Annotated in this window: 21 protein-coding genes; 12 read left to right on the top strand and 9 right to left on the bottom strand. The window is 60.7% G+C overall.

Annotation, left to right across the window (positions count from 1 at the left end; all coding sequences use genetic code 11):
* Positions 1-88 precede the first annotated feature (88 nt).
* Positions 89-1207: an FAD-dependent oxidoreductase gene (locus ABSE61_RS01375; protein WP_423869259.1), complete on the bottom strand. Its 1119-nt coding sequence runs from the start codon at positions 1205-1207 to the stop codon at positions 89-91.
* A 55-nt stretch (positions 1208-1262) separates the two neighbouring features.
* Here ABSE61_RS01375 and ABSE61_RS01370 point away from each other — a divergent pair, with 55 nt between their 5' ends.
* From ABSE61_RS01370 to ABSE61_RS01355, 4 genes are all read left to right on the top strand, one after another.
* Positions 1263-1757, top strand: a complete 495-nt coding sequence (locus ABSE61_RS01370; protein ID WP_423869258.1) for a MarR family winged helix-turn-helix transcriptional regulator — start codon at positions 1263-1265, stop codon at positions 1755-1757.
* 103 nt (positions 1758-1860) lie between these two features.
* A complete protein-coding gene (locus ABSE61_RS01365) occupies positions 1861-2280 on the top strand; it encodes a hypothetical protein (RefSeq protein ID WP_423869257.1) in 420 nt (139 codons plus the stop codon).
* 171 nt (positions 2281-2451) lie between these two features.
* Positions 2452-2757: a hypothetical protein gene (locus tag ABSE61_RS01360; protein WP_423869256.1), complete on the top strand. Its 306-nt coding sequence runs from the start codon at positions 2452-2454 to the stop codon at positions 2755-2757.
* 203 nt (positions 2758-2960) lie between these two features.
* Positions 2961-3152, top strand: coding sequence for a hypothetical protein (locus tag ABSE61_RS01355; RefSeq protein ID WP_423869255.1), 192 nt, complete (start codon positions 2961-2963; stop codon positions 3150-3152).
* A 369-nt stretch (positions 3153-3521) separates the two neighbouring features.
* Here the strand turns inward: ABSE61_RS01355 and ABSE61_RS01350 are convergent, their stop codons facing one another.
* Both ABSE61_RS01350 and ABSE61_RS01345 read right to left on the bottom strand, forming a co-directional pair.
* A complete protein-coding gene (locus ABSE61_RS01350; protein ID WP_423869254.1) occupies positions 3522-3890 on the bottom strand; it encodes a transposase in 369 nt (122 codons plus the stop codon).
* 88 nt (positions 3891-3978) lie between these two features.
* Positions 3979-4590: a TetR/AcrR family transcriptional regulator gene (locus ABSE61_RS01345; RefSeq protein ID WP_423869253.1), complete on the bottom strand. Its 612-nt coding sequence runs from the start codon at positions 4588-4590 to the stop codon at positions 3979-3981.
* Positions 4591-4695: 105 nt separating this feature from the next.
* Here ABSE61_RS01345 and ABSE61_RS01340 point away from each other — a divergent pair, with 105 nt between their 5' ends.
* The 6 genes from ABSE61_RS01340 (at position 4696) to ABSE61_RS01315 (ending at position 10196) form a co-directional block, all read left to right on the top strand.
* Positions 4696-5436 (top strand): 3-oxoacyl-ACP reductase family protein, encoded by a 741-nt coding sequence (locus ABSE61_RS01340; RefSeq protein WP_423869358.1) that lies wholly within the window; start codon positions 4696-4698, stop codon positions 5434-5436.
* Between the two features lie 326 nt (positions 5437-5762).
* The gene (locus tag ABSE61_RS01335; protein ID WP_423869252.1) at positions 5763-6353 is read left to right on the top strand and encodes a gluconate 2-dehydrogenase subunit 3 family protein; all 591 of its coding nucleotides are present in this window, start codon (positions 5763-5765) and stop codon (positions 6351-6353) included.
* Positions 6354-6355: 2 nt separating this feature from the next.
* Positions 6356-7945 (top strand): GMC family oxidoreductase, encoded by a 1590-nt coding sequence (locus ABSE61_RS01330; RefSeq protein ID WP_423869251.1) that lies wholly within the window; start codon positions 6356-6358, stop codon positions 7943-7945.
* Between the two features lie 102 nt (positions 7946-8047).
* Positions 8048-8287, top strand: coding sequence for a PilZ domain-containing protein (locus tag ABSE61_RS01325; protein ID WP_423869250.1), 240 nt, complete (start codon positions 8048-8050; stop codon positions 8285-8287).
* A 264-nt stretch (positions 8288-8551) separates the two neighbouring features.
* Positions 8552-9652 (top strand): peptidyl-alpha-hydroxyglycine alpha-amidating lyase family protein, encoded by a 1101-nt coding sequence (locus ABSE61_RS01320; protein ID WP_423869249.1) that lies wholly within the window; start codon positions 8552-8554, stop codon positions 9650-9652.
* A 178-nt stretch (positions 9653-9830) separates the two neighbouring features.
* Positions 9831-10196 (top strand): response regulator, encoded by a 366-nt coding sequence (locus tag ABSE61_RS01315; protein ID WP_423869248.1) that lies wholly within the window; start codon positions 9831-9833, stop codon positions 10194-10196.
* A 62-nt stretch (positions 10197-10258) separates the two neighbouring features.
* On the opposite strand, the gene ABSE61_RS01310 is transcribed toward ABSE61_RS01315, so the two are convergent.
* Positions 10259-11047, bottom strand: coding sequence for a molybdate ABC transporter substrate-binding protein (locus ABSE61_RS01310; protein WP_423869247.1), 789 nt, complete (start codon positions 11045-11047; stop codon positions 10259-10261).
* Between the two features lie 130 nt (positions 11048-11177).
* Here ABSE61_RS01310 and ABSE61_RS01305 point away from each other — a divergent pair, with 130 nt between their 5' ends.
* Positions 11178-11537, top strand: coding sequence for a hypothetical protein (locus ABSE61_RS01305; RefSeq protein ID WP_423869246.1), 360 nt, complete (start codon positions 11178-11180; stop codon positions 11535-11537).
* Between the two features lie 33 nt (positions 11538-11570).
* Here the strand turns inward: ABSE61_RS01305 and ABSE61_RS01300 are convergent, their stop codons facing one another.
* From ABSE61_RS01300 to ABSE61_RS01285, 4 genes are all read right to left on the bottom strand, one after another.
* Positions 11571-12593 carry a MerR family transcriptional regulator gene (locus tag ABSE61_RS01300; RefSeq protein ID WP_423869245.1) on the bottom strand — a complete coding sequence of 341 codons (1023 nt, stop codon included), beginning with the start codon at positions 12591-12593 and terminating at the stop codon, positions 11571-11573.
* 189 nt (positions 12594-12782) lie between these two features.
* Positions 12783-12974 (bottom strand): hypothetical protein, encoded by a 192-nt coding sequence (locus ABSE61_RS01295; protein ID WP_423869244.1) that lies wholly within the window; start codon positions 12972-12974, stop codon positions 12783-12785.
* A 468-nt stretch (positions 12975-13442) separates the two neighbouring features.
* A complete protein-coding gene (glgX, locus tag ABSE61_RS01290; protein ID WP_423869243.1) occupies positions 13443-15566 on the bottom strand; it encodes a glycogen debranching protein GlgX in 2124 nt (707 codons plus the stop codon).
* 293 nt (positions 15567-15859) lie between these two features.
* Complete coding sequence (locus tag ABSE61_RS01285; protein WP_423869242.1) at positions 15860-16642, bottom strand: hypothetical protein; 783 nt, start codon at positions 16640-16642, stop codon at positions 15860-15862.
* A 177-nt stretch (positions 16643-16819) separates the two neighbouring features.
* On the opposite strand from ABSE61_RS01285, the gene ABSE61_RS01280 reads away from it, so the two are divergent.
* Positions 16820-17224, top strand: coding sequence for a hypothetical protein (locus tag ABSE61_RS01280; protein ID WP_423869241.1), 405 nt, complete (start codon positions 16820-16822; stop codon positions 17222-17224).
* Between the two features lie 248 nt (positions 17225-17472).
* On the opposite strand, the gene ABSE61_RS01275 is transcribed toward ABSE61_RS01280, so the two are convergent.
* Entirely contained in the window at positions 17473-19530 is a 2058-nt protein-coding gene (locus ABSE61_RS01275; protein ID WP_423869240.1) for an alkaline phosphatase family protein, read from the bottom strand.
* Positions 19531-19636 lie beyond the last annotated feature (106 nt).

The following is a 19636-nucleotide window of genomic DNA, read 5'->3' as shown; positions in this document are numbered from 1 at the left end:
TCAAGATACATCTTGATTGTATCGGTAATTCGCTCATCTATAAGTATCTGCTCTATAATTTCAGATTAGACCAACGCGCCTGCTCCTGTCAGGCGCCGACGCGCTCGCGGTAATGGTCGAGAACGGCGGCCACGCCATCGGACGAGATCGAGCTATTCAATCCTTCGGCGGCGCCTTCGGCAGCCGGCCTGGCCCGCTCAGCGATCGTAGCCTCACAGGCAACAACCGCCTGCCAACCCTCCCTTGATATCAGCGCATCGGCCATGTCGACGGCATCGGCCAGCGCCAAGTTTACGCCCTCACCACCGAACGGTGACATCAGGTGTGCGGCGTCGCCAAGCAGCGTAACACCGGCCCTGCTCTGCCATGTGTGCCCGATCGGAAGCGCATAGAGCGGCCGGACCGCGATGAAATCGCCGGCCTCGATCAGCGATGTCAACGCCGGCGCCCATCCGGCGAAAATGTGCATCAGCGTCGCCCGGACGCGTGCGGGCTCTTGTGCGGTCCATTCCTGGGCGACGTTTTCGGCGAGGCGCAGCCCCGCATAGCCGCGAATGTGGCCATGGCCGTTGCGCTGGGCGATGAGCACCCTGTTGTCACCCACCGCGAACATCTTGCCGCCACCGACCAGCGCGTCGACCTTGGCGTGGCGCTTGGCGTCAAAGCCAAGCTCAACCAGCGTCACACCCTCGTAAACAGGCTTCACCTCGGTGAGCAGCGGGCGCACGCGCGACCAGGCGCCGTCTGCGCCAACGACGACATCGAAACGTTCAGCCGTGCGGCCGCAAATGACGCCGTAGCCGCCGCCGGCAAGGGGATTGACCGCCTTGACCTTGCTGCCCCATCGCAAGCTTCCCGCCGCAAGCGAATCCAACAGGATCTGGCGCAACACGGTCCTGTCGATCTCCGGGCGGTCGTCGTCGCCGCCGTCCCGATCGAACAGCAGCGTGCCGTTCTGATCGTAGAGCCGGTCACCCTGATCTTCGGGTCTCGCTGCAGCGCTGAACTCTTTCTCAAGGCCGGCGAGGCGCATCGCGCGTTGGCCGGTATCGCCGTGAAGATCGAGCGAGCCGCCCTGGGGCCGGTCGCCGGCGTGGCCGTCGCGCTCGAACACGGTTGGCTCAAACCCGCGCAGCTGAAGCAGGCGCGCGAGCATCAGCCCGCCCGGTCCGCCTCCGACGATGGCGATCTGCGGCTTGCTTGTCATAGGGACACCTTCCTGTTACATAGGCACCTATATAATATACATAGGACCCTATGTAATGGCAAGTGCTGACGACGACTGGGATCCCATGGCTCACCCCGGCCACTATTTCAGTCGGATCGCGCGGGCATTAACGCGGATCGGGGATATCCGGCTTCGCGACCTCGGCTTCGCCACGGCACAACTGCCGGTCCTGGCCGCGCTCAAGGACGGCGCGCGGATGTCGCAAACCGATCTCGCGCGCTGGGCCAAGGTCGAGCAGCCCACGATGGCGCAGATGCTCGCGCGTATGGAGCGCGATGGTTTGATCCGCCGGGAGAGCGATCCCAACGACCGGCGCAGCAGCGTCATTTCATTGACCAAACAGGCCCGTTCCAAAGTGCCGGCCGGCCGCGCCGTTCTCCGGCAGGGCAACGTCGAAATGACAAAGGGTCTGTCGGCGCGCGAAGTCGAGACGCTCCTCGGTCTGTTGCGTCGTGTCCTCGCCAATGTCGAGGCGATGGAGCAGGTGACACAGAGCGCACCACCTCACGCAGGCCGCAAGGCCGATTGATTCAAGCGGCTGGGCGCGCGCCCTGCTGGCGCACCGTGTGACGCACGGAACTTAAAGGCGCGGTCGCGAGTTACCGGTCGCTCTCCTCTTGCGAGTTCCCGTCATGAAAAAACAGCCGGCACTATTGATTTGCGTCCTGCTTTCCGCGCTCGCCGTGAGCGGCTGCGGCGTCAAGGGCGATAAAGGTGACAAGGGCGACAAGGGTGAGGCCGGCCCGGCCGGCCCCACGGGCCCGGCCGGACCTCAAGGCCTCGCGGGCGCGCCTGGCAAGGACGGGCGCGACGGGGTTTCGCCGCCGCTGCCATTTCGCGTGGTGCGCTCGGGGGTCGACAACGGAATTTCCAAACCGGCGCTATGCGGCACCGAGGAAGTCATGATCGCCGCCACCTGCGTCGTGAAAGTCGGCGAGGCAGCCCAAGCGCCACGGACCATGGGCGAGAGCGGCGCAAGCTGCGATACCAAGCCCGGCCAAAGCGATCCGCCGCAGGCGGTGATCCTCTGCACCAAACCGCCGCAGCAATAATCGCTGATATCGCTAACACTCCGCGCCGCTTAGCTGCGACGCCACACCGCCGCAACCAGCGACAGGAAGACGATGATGTCGGCCGCCAGCGTCCAGCTCTGGCCTTGAATGCCCGAAATCGTGAAGTCCTCCACCCGCCGAACCCTCGCGTCAAAGCGAAGCTAGCCGCTGATGCTGACACCAACCTTACGGCTGGAACTTGCGGGCTGGAACTTTGCAGTCGCCCACGGGTTATTGCGGCGCATCAATCTGCTGGAGACCGTTGAAATGGCGAAGATTTCCCCGACCGAGGCCATCGCCCACATTCTCCCCAAGCACGATCGCGACCTGGCCGACCGGGCGATCGCCCAGCTCGACGAATGCGGCTATCGGATCGTGGAAAAAGATCCCGTCAACGCGGCGGCAGATATGCCGACCGAAGTCGTGCCGGTGCATCCGGCCGCGGCTGCGCTTCGCCGCGAGATGGCGCTGACGTGAAGTCGAGAACGATCGGTTCGCTAGGAAGACTTCGCCAGGAAGACTTGGCTTGCCGCTCGTTAATCGACGCGTTTTGGAATATGACGAATCGTTCCCTTGAGACGATTCGACTTGCTCCAATAAACCGCTGGCCTATCCCGACATCACATTTCAAAATGTTTTTACCGCCGGCATATGGCGGGTCGTAGACGGAGGATAGTGTGATGGATCGCCCGAAAGACTCGGCGTCCTTCCAGAAACGGCTGAGCGCCTTCGCGGAGGACGAACGCAAAAAGGCCTTGCTGCTCCCGCCCGGTCCCGAACGGGACACAGCACTGCGCAAGATTCGTCAGGCGGAAACAGCCTCACATCTGCACGATTGGGCCAATTCGCCGGGGCTGCAATCGCCGGAATGAAGACGCACCATCGCAAGTGACCGACCATCTCTCGTCGCACTTGCCCTCGCGGCTGCACTGGTTCGCAGCGACGCCGAGCGCGAGGCGACGCGCACCCGACATAAAACCGGCTCCAGCGGGCAAATATTCACTGGAGCCGGTTTTGATCCGCTGGGCGCGTTTAGGGGACTGTCCAAACGAATCGGACCAACGTTAGCGCTCAATCGTATGAGCGAGTGTGGCGATTTGTTTCGGTAGGTGTCGTGGCGAGGGGACTTATGTAATCGACAAGAGCACAGACCGACGATGGGGGCCATTGCGGCGGTCGCAGGTCACCTGATCGCCGTTGCTTATGCGGCGGATATCTTTACGCCGCGATTATTCTTGCACTTAGCGGAGGAGGTACGCGCCCGCGATGGGATGGTGGATGCCGTTTTCGGCGCGACGGAGCCGGGAGAAGTATTCCTCAGCCATGTCAGCGCCAGCGCCATCGAGGCTGTATGCCTCCTGATGGCTGATTCTCTTGACCTCGAAACGCTCATGAAGGTGATCCCAAGACGCCGCTTCGTCGGCATGGATAACCGTTCGCTTCGCGATGCGGGCGCGAATGCATGATGCAGCTTGGCTTTCCGAATTGAAAACGGCCAGGACGGAGTTTCCTCCACGTTCCCGAACTATCTCTACAACCCTGTGCTTATCGTTTTGGTTCCGGGCGAACCGACGATCACGGCAATATTCTTTTGGGTTGGCCGGCTTCATGTAACCCCCGAATAGCCGCCATCCCCCTTTTTACCTTCGCCGCCCGCGTCACGCTTTTGCTCCGTGTGCAGCAATTCAATTTATCACTCTAACTGTCTTGTGGTTTCCCCTCCCCCGGCCAGGCCAGCATCGCCGACGCCGCCACGCCTTTCAATTCTGTTGAAGTGGCGCCGTCGCGCGCCTGAAGCGCCATGCCCTGAAAGACGCTGAGATAGAAACGGCTGAGGCGATCGACGTTGGTCGCGGCGGACAATTCGCCTTCCGTCACAGCCGTTTTCAAACGCGACTGTAAATTGCCGAGCATTTCGAGACGGACTTCTTTGACGACGTCGGCGATCGCGGCCGGCCACTCGTCGCCGACACCGCCCAGCACCGCCATGCAGCCAGCCGGGATCGGCCCGGTTTCAGGCAAGATCTCAGTCGCAGCCAGCAGCATCTTTTCCACGCCGTCGCGCGCACTCGTCGCCGCCAGCTTGTCCCAGATCGAGGGCCCGACGGTCTTTACGTAATGCTGGATGGCTTCGAGATAGAGCGCTTCCTTGCTGCCGAAAGCCGCGTAGAGGCTCGGCGAGCGAATGCCCATGGCGTCGCAGAGATCATTCATCGAGGTTGCCGCAAAGCCCTTGCGCCAGAACACCAGCATCGCGGCGGCAAGCGCCGCCTCGCGATCAAATTCCCTGGGCCGCCCGATCACCGCCATAACAGTCCTTCGCCGTTCTTTCTGTAATGAGTAACACATAAGTCATTTGATCCTGCCGATCAATAGACTATGTGTTCTGTGTTGATCATTACATAATGGAGCAAGATCATGTTATTAAAAGGAAAACGGGCGCTGGTGACGGGCGCGAGCCGGGGCATTGGTGCGGCCATCGCGAAAACTTTGGCGGCCGAGGGCGCCGATGTCGCCATCACCTACGAAAAGTCGGCCGATCGCGCCAACGAGGTCGTCCGAGCCATCCGGGAACAGGGACGCAAGGGCGTCGCGATCCAGGCCGACAGCGCCGACGTGTCAGCGGTTCAGTCTTCGATCGAGAAGACGGTCAGAGAACTCGGCGGGCTCGACATCCTCGTCAACAATGCCGGCATTCTTCGGGTCGGCGGACTGCAGGACAATTCGCTCGCCGACATCGACGCGCTGCTCGACGTGAATGTTCGCTCGCCGATCGTCGCGAGCCAAGCGGCGCTGGCGCATCTCACGAAAGGCGGCCGCATCATCACCATCGGCAGCTACTTCGCCGATCGCGTCCCCGCCCCGGTGCTGACGGTGTATTCGGCGACGAAGTCGGCGCTGGTCGCCTTCACCAAGGGGCTGGCGCGCGAGCTCGGTCCGCAGGAGATCACGGTCAATCTCGTTCAACCGGGCTCGATCGACACCGATATGAATCCGGCACACGGCCCGTTCGGCGATGCACTGCGGCAGTTCATGGCGCTCGGTAATTACGGCAAGCCGGACGACATTGCCAATGCGGTCGCGTTCCTCGCAAGCGAAAAGGCCAAGTACATCACCGGCTCGACGCTGACCGTTGACGGTGGCGCGAACGCTTGAGATTCGTGCGATCCACGACGTCGTCCCCACGAAAGCGGGGACCCATACTGCCGCGGCGATCATTGCTCACGAAAAATGCGAGCCTTCGCCTTCTCGCACGCGCCGGTGGCTATGGGTCCCTGCTCCCGTTCGCAATTGCGCACAAGGCAGGGACGACCGAAGCGCGCTGCGTCTCGCACCAAAATGCACGCCTGACATAAAGTTGTTCGCGTGCTCTCGAAATCGGCGCGGCATGCGCTTGATTCACTTTGCTCTTTGGCGTTCATTCCCCCTCAAGATCGATTCCAAATGGCGCGGTCAGCGTCCGATCAAAAGGGAGAAAACCGATGGACGCCAATCGTCTGGACGCGAAACCGTTAGGCGATTTGCAACGGCGCGTCTTTCTCAAGGGGGCCAGCATGGGCCTCCTTGCTTTTACCGTCGGCGGCGCTGAAATCCTGATGACGCCGGGCGAGGCCCGCGCCCGCGCGGTGCCGTTCCGCACCCTCAAGGCCGAAGAGGCCGAGACGTTAGAGGCGCTCGGCGAGACGTTGTTGCCCGGCGCGCGCGAAGCCGGCGTGGCGCATTTCATCGACCAGCAGGTCTCAGTGACGCCCGGCGAGGCGCTGCTCGAGGCGCGGATCGTCAACGTCAAGCCGCCCTACATCAACTTCTATCGCGCGGCGATCGCCGGCATCGACAAGGCGGCCACCGCGCGCAGCGGCAAACGGTTTGCGGCGCTTAACCCAAGCGAGCAGCACGATTTCATCGATGCGCTTCGTCAAAACAAGATCGAGGGATGGCAGGGTCCGCCGGCTGGCCTGGTCTATTTCGTCCTGCGCAGCGACACCGTCGATGTCATGTACGGCACCATGGAGGGCTACGAGTCACTCGGCGTTCCCTACATGGCGCATATCGAACCCGACAAGAGGTGGTGAACATGGCGACGCAAAAAATCGAAGAAAAAGTCGACGTCGTGATCGCGGGCGCGGGTGCATCCGGCTCGACCTTCGCCGCCGTGCTCGCCAAAGCCGGCAAGAAGGTGGTGCTGATCGACAACGGGCCGGACTGGCAGGCTTCGGATCTGATCTCGTCGGACACCTGGGGACGCCGCATCAAGCCGGCGGGACCGCCGTTCATTCTCGAAGGCAAACAAGTCGCACCGATCGGCTATCACGGCGGCTGGGGTGTCGGCGGCGCGGCGCTGCACTGGTTTGCCAACGTGCCGCGTCTTTTGCCGAACGATTTCAAGATCAAGAGCGAGCATAACCGCGCCCACGACTGGCCGATAGCTTATGAAGATGTGGCGCCGTGGTACGACAAGGTCGCGCACGACATCGGAATCTCCGGCGACGCCAAGGCGGAAGAACTGTGGCGGCCCGCGGGGCGCAACTATCCGATGCCGCCGATGAAGACCTTCAAGAACGGCGAGGTGTGGCAGAAGGGATTTGCCGCCAACAACATTCGCCTGGTACCGGCGGCGGTCGCGATGAACTCGACCGACTTCAAGGGCCGGCCTGCTTGCATCTATGACGGCTGGTGCCATGTGGGCTGCCCGATCGGTGCGCTCGCCAATCCGTTGGTGACGTATCTCGGCGAAGCCCGAGCGGCCGGTGCGGAAGTCCGCGCCTGGAGCACGGTGACGCGTGTGCTGACGGACGCATCCGGCAAGAAGGCGACCGGGCTTGAGTACGTCGACCGCGATGGCGACAAGCACATCCAGCCGGCGAGCGTTGTCGTCTGCGCCTCATGGGCCGCGCAGAACCCGCGGCTCTTGCTCAATTCGGCCACCGACAAACATCCGAACGGCGTTGCCAACGCAAGCGGGCTCGTCGGAAAATTCATCATGACGCACTTCACGGCGGTCACCAACGCGATGTTCGACGACGACCTGGAGCCGGCGAGAGGCACCATCGGCGGGCAGTTCATGTCCTACGAGCGCTATTCGAAAACCGCCCACAAGAGCGCGTTCGGCTCGACGCTGTTTGCGGTCGGCGCCGCCGCCAAGGTGAGCGGCCTGACCGGCATCCACAACTCACGACCTGATCTCTTTGGCGCCGAACTCGCCACCTTCATGAAGCGCGCGGTCAGGGGCTACACGCGTTACACGGCGGCCTGCGAGGAGCAGCCGAAGATCGAGAACCGTGTCGAACTGGTCAGCCAGAAGGACGAGTTCGGGATGCCGCTCGCCAGGATCACCCACAACTATGACGACAACGAAATGGCGTTGTGGACCGCCAATCTCGACGAAGGCATGAAGATCGGGCATGCCACCGACGCCAAGGAAGTCTGGCAGGTGCGCGCCGCGATGCCGGCGATCCATCTGATGGGCGGCACCATCATGGGCACCGCTGCGGATAACTCCGTGGTCAACAGTTTTGGGCAGACCCACGAGGTGCCGAACCTCTATGTCGCCGGCCCCGGCATCTTCCCGACCTGCGGCGCCTCGAACCCGACCTACACCGTGTTCGCGCTGTCGCTGCGCGCAGCGGAAAACCTCGCCACCAACTGGGGCTCGATCGCGGGGTGAGGTGATACGCAGTCTCGTTTGGCGCTTCACCTCTCCCCGCTTGCGGGGCTATTGGACTTCCCATAAGTGGAACCTTAGTTTTTATGGTCTAATAGCTGAGATATGGCGGAAGACCGAGCAGCACCGAGATACCGGGTCAGGAAGCCTGCTTTCATCAAGTACGGCGGCGACAAAATTACGTGCACGGTATGCGACCTCTCGCTGACCGGTGCTTCGTTGGAAGTCTTTGACGCAAAAAACGCTCCTGCGAAATTCACGTTGGTGATTCCAGAGGACGGGCTGGAGATAGCGTGTGAGGTGATCCGGCGCACCGAATTCCGGCTGGGAATCAAATTCGACTGAGCCGCAAGGTGCCGAACTTCTACGTCGCCGGTCGTGTTCGCGCCGTCGCTGCACGCGGCGCAAAACCTCGCCACCAACTGGGGCTCGATCGCGGGGTAAAACGATCCGGCCGGATCGTCAACGTGCACCCCTTACAATGACGAGCGGGCGGCTGGTCAGACCCGCAAAAAAATGACAGCCTCGGCGTGGGAGTAGCCGCGCCCCAGGACGAAGCTTGAGACAGAGAGGCGCGCGCATCCCGAACAAAAAAGGGAGGAATTTCTCGTGAAAGCGCTGATCACCGCAGCCCTGGTGCTGACCGCAACGCCGTGTCTTACTCAACAAAGCCTTGCGCAGCAGAGCATTGCCCAGAGCGTTCCGCAGATCCCATTCGATTCGGTAGCAGATTTCCCAAAACTGCCGGACGGCATGAATTTCGGCGAAGTGCCCGGCGTTGCCGTGAACTCCAAGGGCCACGTCTTCGTGTTCACGCGCTCCAACAGCGCCAATGGGCCGGCCTATGCACCGACCGCCGCCCAACTTCTTGAGTTTACCGCCGAGGGCGATTTCGTCCGCGAGATCGGCAAGGGCCTCTACGCCTGGGCTTTTGCGCATAGTGTGCGCATCGACAAGGACGACAACATCTGGGCCATCGACAAGGGCTCGGACATGATCGTCAAGTTCAATCCGGCCGGCCGCGTGCAGTGGGTGTTCGGCCGCCGCAAGGAATCCCCCGACGATGCCAAGCCGTGGGAGCACGTCAATCCGCCCCTGCCGCCGGTCGACGGCCTGTTCCGCGAGCCGACCGATGTCGCCTGGGACTCCAAGGGCAACACCTATATCAGCGACGGCTATATCAATTCGCGGGTCGCCAAATACGACGTGCACGGCAAATGGGTGAAGTCGTGGGGCGAGCCCGGCACCGAGCCGGGCCAGTTCCACCTGCCGCACGCGATCGCCATCGACAACAACGACAACGTCTATGTCGGCGACCGCTCTAACCACCGCATCCAGGTGTTCGATACCGACGGCAAGTTTTTGCGGATGTTCGCGATCACCGTGCCGCCGGATACGACCACGCGCGCCGTCTACGGTCCTACGCCGACCGGCGACCGCCTCACCCAGGTGATCGGTGCGCCGAATTCGATCTGCATCACGCCGGGACCGAATCAGGTGATGTTCGTCGGCGAAACGACGTATCCCGGACGCATCTTTAAAGTCGCGCTCGACGGCAAGGTGCTGGGTGTGATCGGCAAATCCGGACGCGAGATCAAGGAATTCTCCGGTGCCCACGCGCTCGCCTGCCCGTCGGAAAATCTGGTCTATGCGGCCGAGACCGCCAACTGGCGGGTACAAAAGCTGATCCTTCACCCCGGCGCCGAATGAGGCTTAAGGACTCGGCGTCAGCCAAGCAGACATCGTTGATTAGCTGACATGTCCGCGGTTGCCCCCGGCGCAGGTTCCGTTTCGGGTTTCAGGGGAACTGACTTTTCTTTCAGCAAGTTCCCTGCGCAACCATCTACAACTCTCCTGATTGACGTTATATCAGAAAGAGAGAACAACGATGGGACAGTCAAAACCTTTCCGCCCGACCGCCTTGTTGGTCGAGGACGATCCGATCCAGCGCGAGATGATCGTCCTGTTGCTGAAGGAAACGGATTACGACGTCATTCAATGCGAGGACGCCGAGACCGCCGAGCTTGCCTTGAGCCGGCACCCTGCCCTCCTGATTACCGACATCACGCTCGTCGGCGCCATGACGGGTATCGAACTGGTCGAGCGCGCGCGTGAAATCAATCCGGCACTCCGCGTCATCATGATGTCCGGACAGCCGTTGGCCCGGGCGTTGCCGGATGACGTCACCTTCTTCGCCAAGCCCTTTTATGCGATCGAGCTGATCCGCGAGGTCAATGCCGGTCACAGACACTGAGGCGGACATTAAGGCAGAAATATAGAGGTCTTGCGTCGATAGCAGCCAAACCTCATTGGCTGCTATCGCTCGATATCCCAGCCGGCCCGGTGAAGACGATCTGATGCGACTGGGCCGGCGACAAATTCCAGAAATGCGATAGTGGTTTTCGGGTTCTTCGATCGCGTCGCGATCGAGGCCGCGTAAACCGTCGTGAGGTTCTGCGCGTCCGGCAGATAGCCGGCGAAGGCAACGCCGTTGCCGCCGATGATCTCGCTCGCCTGCGTCATGCCGATCGTGGCCCGTCCCGATGCAACCGCGTTGACGATTTCCGCGCCAGTTTTGCAGAGCACGGCCTTGGCATGCACGGCGTCGGCAACGCCAAGCGAAGTGAACATCTTCTCGAAAAACGGACCTGAAGTGCCCCCGCCGTTCGGATCGATATAGGCAACTTTGTTGGCGGATAGCAGAAGCGCCCGGAACGCTTCGGTCGAATTGAGATCGGGCATCGTGACGCCTGAGGGGACGGCGACGCCAAGCCGCATCTTGCCGATCACCACTTCATCGGCGGCCAGCGCGCCTTGATTGGCGAGCGCCTTGACGCCTGCCGAAGACGTCATCACGAGATCGGCGGGCTCGCCCGAAGCCACACGCGCGGCGACTTCTCCAGCGTTGGCAATCGACACCTGCATTTTGGCACCCGTCGCCGCCTCGAAGGCAGGCGCCAGCGCCTGCAAGGCGGTGGCAAAAACGCCGGTCGCCATCACGCGAACCGGCTCGTCGGCCATCGTAGGAAGCTGAGTGGCGAAATAGGCCGTGAGGCTTGCGAGGATGAGAAACGTTTTGGGACGCGGCAGTTTTGGACGTGACAACAATTGATTTCCGTGGATTTTTTTGACGGCCCTTGAACAAGAGCTTCTCAGTCCATGTTATGAGGTGACGGGTAACTTTGCACCCGGATTTGAATGGTCTTCCCGTCACCGAATGTCTATGGTGTTTTCGATGTCGCGCCTTCTGTGTCTATCCATTGCTGTGGCTCTCGCGCTGCTGTCGGTCGCAGCCCAGGCCGCGCCGCCTTCCAAAAAGCCGAAGCCGGTTTGGCACGGCTACGGCTTCCTGCCCGGCTATCAACAGCCGCTGAGCAACAGCCAGCCTGTCTTTGCCCAGAAAGACGGGTTGCGGCGGTTGGCACGCCAGAACCGGCGGCCCTGGTACATCGACCCGACCCCTCGCTATTACGGCTGGGACGGCGAGTTGCACTATCCCGGCCGGCCCGGCTTTTACAACGGCCACTATAATGGCGGCACCTTTGGTCCGTGCTGGACGCGGACGCCGATCGGCCCGGTTTGGAATTGCGGCTGATCGAAGCGGATATTCATCTGTCCGGTTGGGCTCTCAGGCCACTTGAGGTCGCGACGCGATGCGTGCCCGCACTTCGGGTGATGCAAGGCACGTCGCGACGGCCTCGAAACCTGGAAAGCCGGGGTATGGACGGACGTTGGTTGGTGGGCTGTGATTGGCGGGACAAAGGATGATGGATTCATCATCCCCCACCGCGTCCAAATCCAAGATCGAACTGGATCGTGTAAGAAAGAAGAGTGGCCGACGCTTGGAGTCACGTCGTCGCAGCCATGCAATCAAGGCTTCCTGAGTGGCCTTGTCGAGCCCTTGTTCCAGCATATCAATCACCAGGACTGCCGGCCCCTCAGTTTCCAGTCCGGCGAGCAAGCCAGTCAAGGCGTCAGAAGCCGTAGCGCCGTCCTCGATAAGCCAGGCCAACGTCTGATCAACGCGCGACTTGAGGGCCGGGTCGCAGTGCAGGAGTGGATTGGCAGCCGCACCCCCATGCGATAGCCGGTCCAGGCCCAGAAACGCGGCGCCCGGCACGTTCTCGGCAATGCACTTGGCTAGCCGTGTCTCGCCGCTGCCGAGCGGACCAATGATGTAGTTCAGTGAGCGGATATCTCGCAATTCAAACCGCTCGCCACCCCAAGGCCACGGCAGATCGAACGCGACGCTGAATTTGGAGGCCAGTCTCAGCAGGCGCGCAAGTTCGCTGGCAGCAAGCGCCCGCCCGCCGGTGATGTCGGCTCGCAAACGGCGGACCTTATCGACTGTGTCGACGAGCTGATGAACGCTAATTTCGAGCGCAGCTTGGTGCGCGGCAAGTGCCGGTTCAAGACTCTCGGAATCGCCTCCCAGCACGCGCCCCACTTGGCTAAGGCTAAGACCGAGCTCGCGCAACGCCGCTATCTCGGCGACGCGGGCCATCTCATTGGGACCATATGCTCGCCAGCCGGCCGACGTGCGAGCTGGTGCGATCAGGCCGCGTTGTTCGTGGAGCCGCAAAGCCTTGACGGAAACACCGAGCCGCGTGGCGGCCTCGGAAGCACTCAGGAATTGCGCGGAGGGGCTCACGAATCACCTCGTCATTGGCGGACCGCAATCCTTATCGAGGCTGCCCCAAGGGACGGGTCAAGTACGTATTCGCCAACTCAGGCAATTTCTCCCGTGATCAAGCTGTGATTTGTGCCGGCATCTTCTGACACAGGGCAGAAAAGCTGTGTCCGATCCCACGTCGAATTTCCTGGGTAGCGCGCAAAGCACCTAATTCTTTTTCTCATACGTGGCCACAATCAACTCCGACTGGGCGAGTTGAGCTTTGACACGCTCGATTTCAGATTGGGTTTCGGGGAACACTTCGCCGCCGGCCGTGTTCCCGCCCTCAAGTTGTTCGAGGATCGTGCGGTTCTTCGCGATCTGCTCGATGTGCCACAGGATTTCGCTCTCTTCGGCCATTGGCGCTTCCTTCCATCGTTTCGAAACGAAACGGCCCCAGCTTCGGGGAAAAGCTGAGGCCGATATTTCACCGGATAAGCCGATGGGGCGCAGGGGCCAGCCGGTATTGAACCAAGCGCAGCCTCGCGCATTCGTTCCTCGCCGCAAAAACAAAAAGAATAAAGTCCTGCGACAAAAAACGGCCCCGCCGATACGGGCATAAAGGCGGAGCCGCTGACAGCGGTGGGCACCCGAGGAGTCAAGGCAAACCGCCGTCCAAAGAGCTACGGGCGGGACGGCATCAGGTTTCTCGCACCTCATTCACGATCGCGAGTGTTCAAATCTGGACCCTCGCAAAAATCCTTGTCAGGAACGAGTGTCGCTCGAGGCCGTTGTTTCAGCAAAGAGTACCGACCTCGGCCCTCACGCTCTTTCCTTCAGAGCGCGGGGCCTTTTTGTTGGTGCCGATAAGCCGGGAATCGTTCGCGCTCAAACGGACGGCGTCGATTCCGCAGCCACGAAAAGCGAGAACGACCGTCCGGCGACCTTGTAGGTGCTGTCGAACGCGAACGGCGTGGCGGACGCGCCGTCGGCGAAAACGGTGTCGAGCAGCAAGGTCCATTGTGGGCCCGCGGACGTGTGCGGCAACTTGAAATCGACGTCGTCTTCGGAAGCATTCATGATGATCAGCACGCTGTCGTCCTCGCCTTGGCGTGCGATCGCGGTTTTGCGGCAGCGGCCGTCCAGCATCGCGCCAAAGCATCGGATCCAGCCCGTGTTCCATTCTTCAGGCGTCATTTCGCCGCCGCCGGCGCTGATCCAGGTCACGTCGCGAATGTCGAGCTGGGTGTCGTGTTCACCGGTCAAAAAGCGGCTGCGGCGCAGGATCGGATAATCGCGCCGCAACTGGATCAGGCGTTTGGTGAAGGCGAGTTGTTTCTGCGCGGCCTCGCTCATGGTCCAGTCGAACCACGAGATGTCGCTGTCCTGACAATAGGCGTTGTTGTTGCCTTGTTGCGTCCGGCCGAACTCGTCGCCGCCGAGCAGCATCGGCGTGCCCTGCGACAACAGCAGCGTCGCCAGCATGTTGCGTTTCTGCCGCTCGCGTAACGCCAGGATATCCGCGTTATCGGTCGGCCCCTCCGCGCCGCAATTCCAGGACCGGTTGTCCGAAGAGCCGTCGCGATTGTCCTCGCCGTTGGCCTCGTTGTGCTTGTCGTTGTAGCTCGCCCAGTCGTTCAGCGTGAAGCCGTCATGCGCCGTGATGAAATTGACGCTTTCCCAGCTTCGCCGTCCCTCGCGGTTGAAGACGTCGCCGGACCCGAGCAGCCGCGGCGCCAGCACTGAGGGCGGCACTTCGGCGCGCCAGAAATCGCGAGCGGTGTCGCGAAACTTGTCGTTCCATTCCGCCCAGCCCGGCGGGAAACCGCCGACTTGATAACCGCCGGGACCGCAATCCCAGGGTTCGGCGATCAGCTTGACGGTCGCCAGCAACGGGTCCTGGTCCATGGCTTTCAGGAAACCGCTCTGCTCGTCGAAGCCGTAGACTTCGCGCGCCAAAATAGTCCCGAGGTCAAAGCGGAAGCCGTCGACATGCATATGGCCGGCCCAGTAGCGCAAGGAGTCCATCACCATCTGGATCACGCGCGGATGCGACAGGTTGACCGTGTTGCCGGTGCCGGTGTCGTTGATGTAGTAGCGCTTCTTGTCCGGCAGCAAACGGTAGTAGCTCGCATTGTCGATGCCCTTGTAGGACAAAGTCGGCCCGCGCTCGTTGCCCTCGGCGGTGTGGTTATAGACCACGTCTAGGATCACTTCGAGCCCGGCGGCGTGCAGCTTTGCCACCATCTCCTTGAACTCGCGAAGGCTGTTTGCAACATCTGCGGCATAACGCGGATCGGGCGCAAAGAAGCCGATGGTGTTGTAGCCCCAGTAGTTCGTCAGCTTCTTCTCGAGCAGATTGCTGTCGTTGATGAAGGAGTGGATCGGCAACAACTCGACCGAGGTGATGCCGAGCGATTTCAGATATTCGACAACCTCCGGCGTGCCGAAGCCGGCATAGGTGCCGCGAAGGTGCTCGGGCACGCCGGGATGTTTTTCGGTGAAACCCTTGACGTGCGTTTCATAGACGATGGTTTCGTCCCAGTGCACGTTTTGCCGCTGCGCATCTGCCTGCCAATCGAAATCGGGATCGACGACGACGCATTTCGGCATGAAGGCTGCGCTGTCGCGCTCGTCGAAGGTCAGGTCGTCGCCGCTCTCCATCTTGTAGCCGAACAACGCCGGATTCCAGGTCAGCGCGCCGACGTGGGCGCGGGCATACGGATCGAGCAGCAGCTTGTTCGGATTGAAGCGATGCCCGTTGTCGGGCTCATAGGGCCCGTGCACGCGATAGCCGTAGAACGTGCCGGGGCCGACGCCCGATATGTAGCCGTGGAAGATCTGGTCGGTGTACTCAGGCAGTTCGAACCGGTGCGTCTCGCGCTCGCCGTCGAACAGGCAGATTTCCACTTTGGTGGCGTTGGCCGAGAAGAGAGCGAAATTGGTGCCTTTGCCGCTCCAATGGGCGCCCAGCGGATACGGCAATCCCTCTTCGATCGCGAAGTCGGTCATTCAAAATCCCCCAGAGGCATCGTTGCGCAGCCGTGAGCAAACGCGGGCTCACGCGAAATGTTTCACGCATGCGCCATTTTTCGCAAGTTTTGGCTGCGGCAGTGTGACGGCGGCGATGTGCTTTCGGCAGGGTAAAAGAGGCTTTGTGGCCGAGGGCGCCAGCTTCCGGTGGCATAGCCGAGACGGGGTCGGTTGTATAAAATTGTTTATGACCGACGTAACACTTATGGCGAGAACCAGAAGAGTGGCTGTGGTTCATCCCCACCATCGCAATATCGCGCAGCAAAAACGACCTAGATCAAGAACACCGCGCCCGCAAATACGATTGGCAACGCCAACATGGCAGCGGGTATGGATAGCATGTAAGCCTCACCGCAGTTTCCTCCGGCTCCCTCTCCGTGACAGAATATCGTCGGGGAAAAGAGGATGATTGCACAAACACACGTCGTCACGGCCAGAGACAGTAAGAGTTTCGGTACAAGGCCGCGTTGTACGAGGCGATTTCGCGGCACAGGCGCGACATTGTACCGGTTTGCGCTACCAGCCACGTTGGCTGCGCCATAACCGCCGAGTGCGCCGCACAGAAGAACGGCGAACGTCAGTGTGAGGCTCAATGAGATCGGAAAGTGCGCGCGTGATGGCCCCCCGAGAACGGCAGTATGCAAAGCAGCGTACAAATCCTGAATGAGCCAGGCGGTGCCAGAAAGCACGCCGTGCAGAACGGGTCTGTATTCAGCGATGCGACCTGCAACAAAGCCCGCAATCAGCGAGGACGGGATAGCCGATAGGCAAACCATCAGTATCGTTGCGCCACCCAACGGCATCACACCTTTTGCGGGAAGAGGTATGGGTATTCGAAGCGCAACCATCGAAAACGCCAGCGCGACAGCAATCGCCGAAAACAAAACAAACTGGATTATGTTCGAGACGACAAATGCCTTAACCGAGCTGATGCGCAACATATCTTTCTCACCTTCGAGCCGTTCGCCATCGACGGATTCGAGCAGCTGTAGGTTAGCAACCAAGGATTGCGGAAGGTATCGCTCCATTCCTGCAATTATGTTTTCGAATTTCACCCATTATTAGTCGTAATCGGATTGCGGTCTGCTCCAACCCCGCATCGAACCTCGAACAGGGCCTCCTATTGGCCCCTCATATGGACGCATACGCTTTCTGCTTCTAGTCTAACGAGGCTCAGCAGGACCGACTCCGAACAGCTTCGGGCCGACTTCTGCGGTTGGTGGGGGTGATCGATGAATCGGTCAAAAACTTTCGGGGCGGTTCTGTTGGCTGCCTTGCCGACGACCGGATCGTTGGTCGCGGCGGCGCCGTTGTTCGAGCCCGAAGCGATTTGCCGAGCTGCGATTGCATCCATCAAGGACCGCGATCCGAAATTGATCAAGGTCGCCCTGATAAGAGACGGCGTTTTCTTCCTGACCTATGCGCGACCCATCGACAGTTTTGTCTGGACTTATCGGTGCAGGATCGAGGGTAGCCGCGTTATCTGGGCCGATGAGCCCGGGCGATGGCGAAATGAACCAAAAGACGACAGGATTTCGTTCGAGGCTATCGACGCCGGCGCACATCTTCAAATCATCGTAACCCGTCGCAACGGTCCAACCAGCAAGCAGGTATTCGATCGCGAGAAGGTTCTATGATCTCGCGCCGAGAAGGCGTTGGTCTCGACGCGCAACGCCCCCTCGAAGTCGGCTGCGCCGACTTCCGCTGATGACTCGATGTGGACGCATCATCCCGTCGTACATGGGGTGAGGCGAATTCCGTTTTCGCGAAGCTGCAAAGTGGCAGCAAGCAACCTCAAAGTCGGGGGTATGAAGCAAGTGCCGGGTTGGCCCCAGGACCAAACCGGCGCTGTTTTTTCAGATCGCGCGACGCTGCCGGGGCTTTGTCAGAGGCGGTCCTCACCCGGAGGGAAAGCGAACATGTCAAAGAGATCGCCGATCGCCGGCATGTTCAAAGGCACCCACGGGCTCAACTCTTCGATCATGATCGGGTTCGGCAGGTTGTCGCGGCTGCGATTCGAAATCTTGTTGAGACGCCAGTTCCGTTCGATGAACTTGAGGACCGACACCTGATCGGTGTAGGTATGCGACACGCGTCCTCCGGTGGAGTACGGCGAGATCACGAGGAGCGGAATACGCGGGCCGTCGCCGAAGAAGTCGAGCGGCTGAATGAACCCGCTGTCGTACAGCCCACCGCTTTCGTCGAAAGTGAAGATGATCGCGGTTTCAGCGAACAGCGCAGGGTTGGCCTGGATGCGATTGACGATATCCTGGATGAACTCTTCCAGAAGACTAACCTTGCCGCTGCCGGGATGGCCCTGGAGACCGCCGTCCATCTTCACGAAAGAAACCGCCGGCAAGTTGTCGCTCGCAATGTCGGCGTAGAGGTTATCGGCGATGTCCTTGAGATGAGCCGCCCGCTGGTTCGCATCGGCCATGATCGACTTCGAATACTGGAACGGATTACAAATGTCGCAGTATCCGCTCCGGAGTATCACGTCGAAGGTGTCCGTGGCGCCGTTCGTAACCTTCACCGCGGAGTCGTAGCCACCACTGTAGAATGCCCAGGAGATGTTATGGGCATTCAGCTCATCGCCGATATGCCGGACCGTTATCGGTGGCATCACGGTCGAAGTGACCGGGTTCAGCGTGCCGGTCGGCGTAAATGCCGGGTCGGCGTCACGAACGGGATAGTAGGCGCCCGGTGCACAGTTCGGACCGGCAGAATAGGGAAGCGAGGACAAGTAGGAGTGAATGGCGCCAACGCCGGGCTGCGTCCGGTCTTTGCACATCACCCAAGTGCCGTTCGACTGATAGGTGTTGACCGTGCCGGCTTGCGGATTGGGGTTGGTAATGCTTCCCGTCGGCGTCCCCGGGGTGCCGTCGGGGTTGGCGAAGAACGGATTGTCGCCGTAGGCGATCCCGAAATGGCCGGTGACCGATCCGCCCATGATCGCCTGATGGAAATTGTCGGCGATCGCATACTGGTCCGCCAACGCCTTGAAGATCGGCGCGTCTCCGTCCGTCATGTTGAAGAACGCCATGTCCTGGCCGCCGTCGCCCGGGGCCTGTCCCGGCGCGGTGCCGTTGGTGACAGCGACAAACGGATACAGATCGTGCAGGCAGCCCGTCGGATTTTCCAATGTCGCGTGGTGCATGCTGCAATCGTTCATCTGCCACATCTGGAATAACTGGTGGATCGTGTCACCGGCATAGGCGTCGTAAGGCAGCTTGGCACTGGTCTGCTGGAAGGGCCCCCCGGGCAACTGATTCACACCGGGAATCCGGATATCCGTGCCGCTCGCTTTGGTCGATGTGATAGGCGAAGGGGCTTGCGCGAAGCCGCCGGTCGCCAGCGTCTTCTGGTCCTGAGGCGCCAAGTCGGGGTCGCCTTGTGGGAAATTGGCGGTCGGCACGCCGGCCGCGTTGACGATGCCGGCCTCAATGCCGATGCCGAAAGGCTGCGCCGAGTTGAGGGTTGGCACCGGCAGGAAGGTGTAAGGTGTTTTGCTCACCGGACTCAAAAAGAACTGGCCGCTGTTGCTGCCGGTCGTTACCTCGAATTGCTGTCCCTTGGCGAAATTCTTGCCCGGCGTTCCGTCAGCATTGACGATCCCCTGCGACAGCAGATTCCAGATCTTCTGCCCGTTTTTCGGCTGATACGTGGCGTAGATATTATCGAAGCTGCGGTTTTCGGCGACGATATAGATGACGTGCTTGATCGGAGTTTCCGTCGAGAACTGCTTCGCCGGAAACGGCAGTGGCAATGGCGGGAACGGAAATGACGGCAGCGGCTGCAGCAGCACTGACGGCGTCGCAGCGAGCGCACCGCGCTCATCGCCATTCGGGAACAGAGCCGCACCCAAACCCAACAGGGCCGTGACAGAAACGCCGGCGATCATCTTGAGCCGGCTTTTTCGACGAATCGAAGTTTGGGGAGACATCTTTTTCTCTTTCAAGAGGCAGATTCGGGACAACTCCACGCGATAATTAATCAAGCTCGATGACAAAAGAGATTAGGATTTGTGTAGCGTTTACGACGAGCGGTGA

The organism is Bradyrhizobium sp. (assembly GCF_049519115.1).
Taxonomy (GTDB): domain Bacteria; phylum Pseudomonadota; class Alphaproteobacteria; order Rhizobiales; family Xanthobacteraceae; genus Bradyrhizobium.
This window is presented reverse-complemented; position numbering and strand designations above follow the sequence as displayed.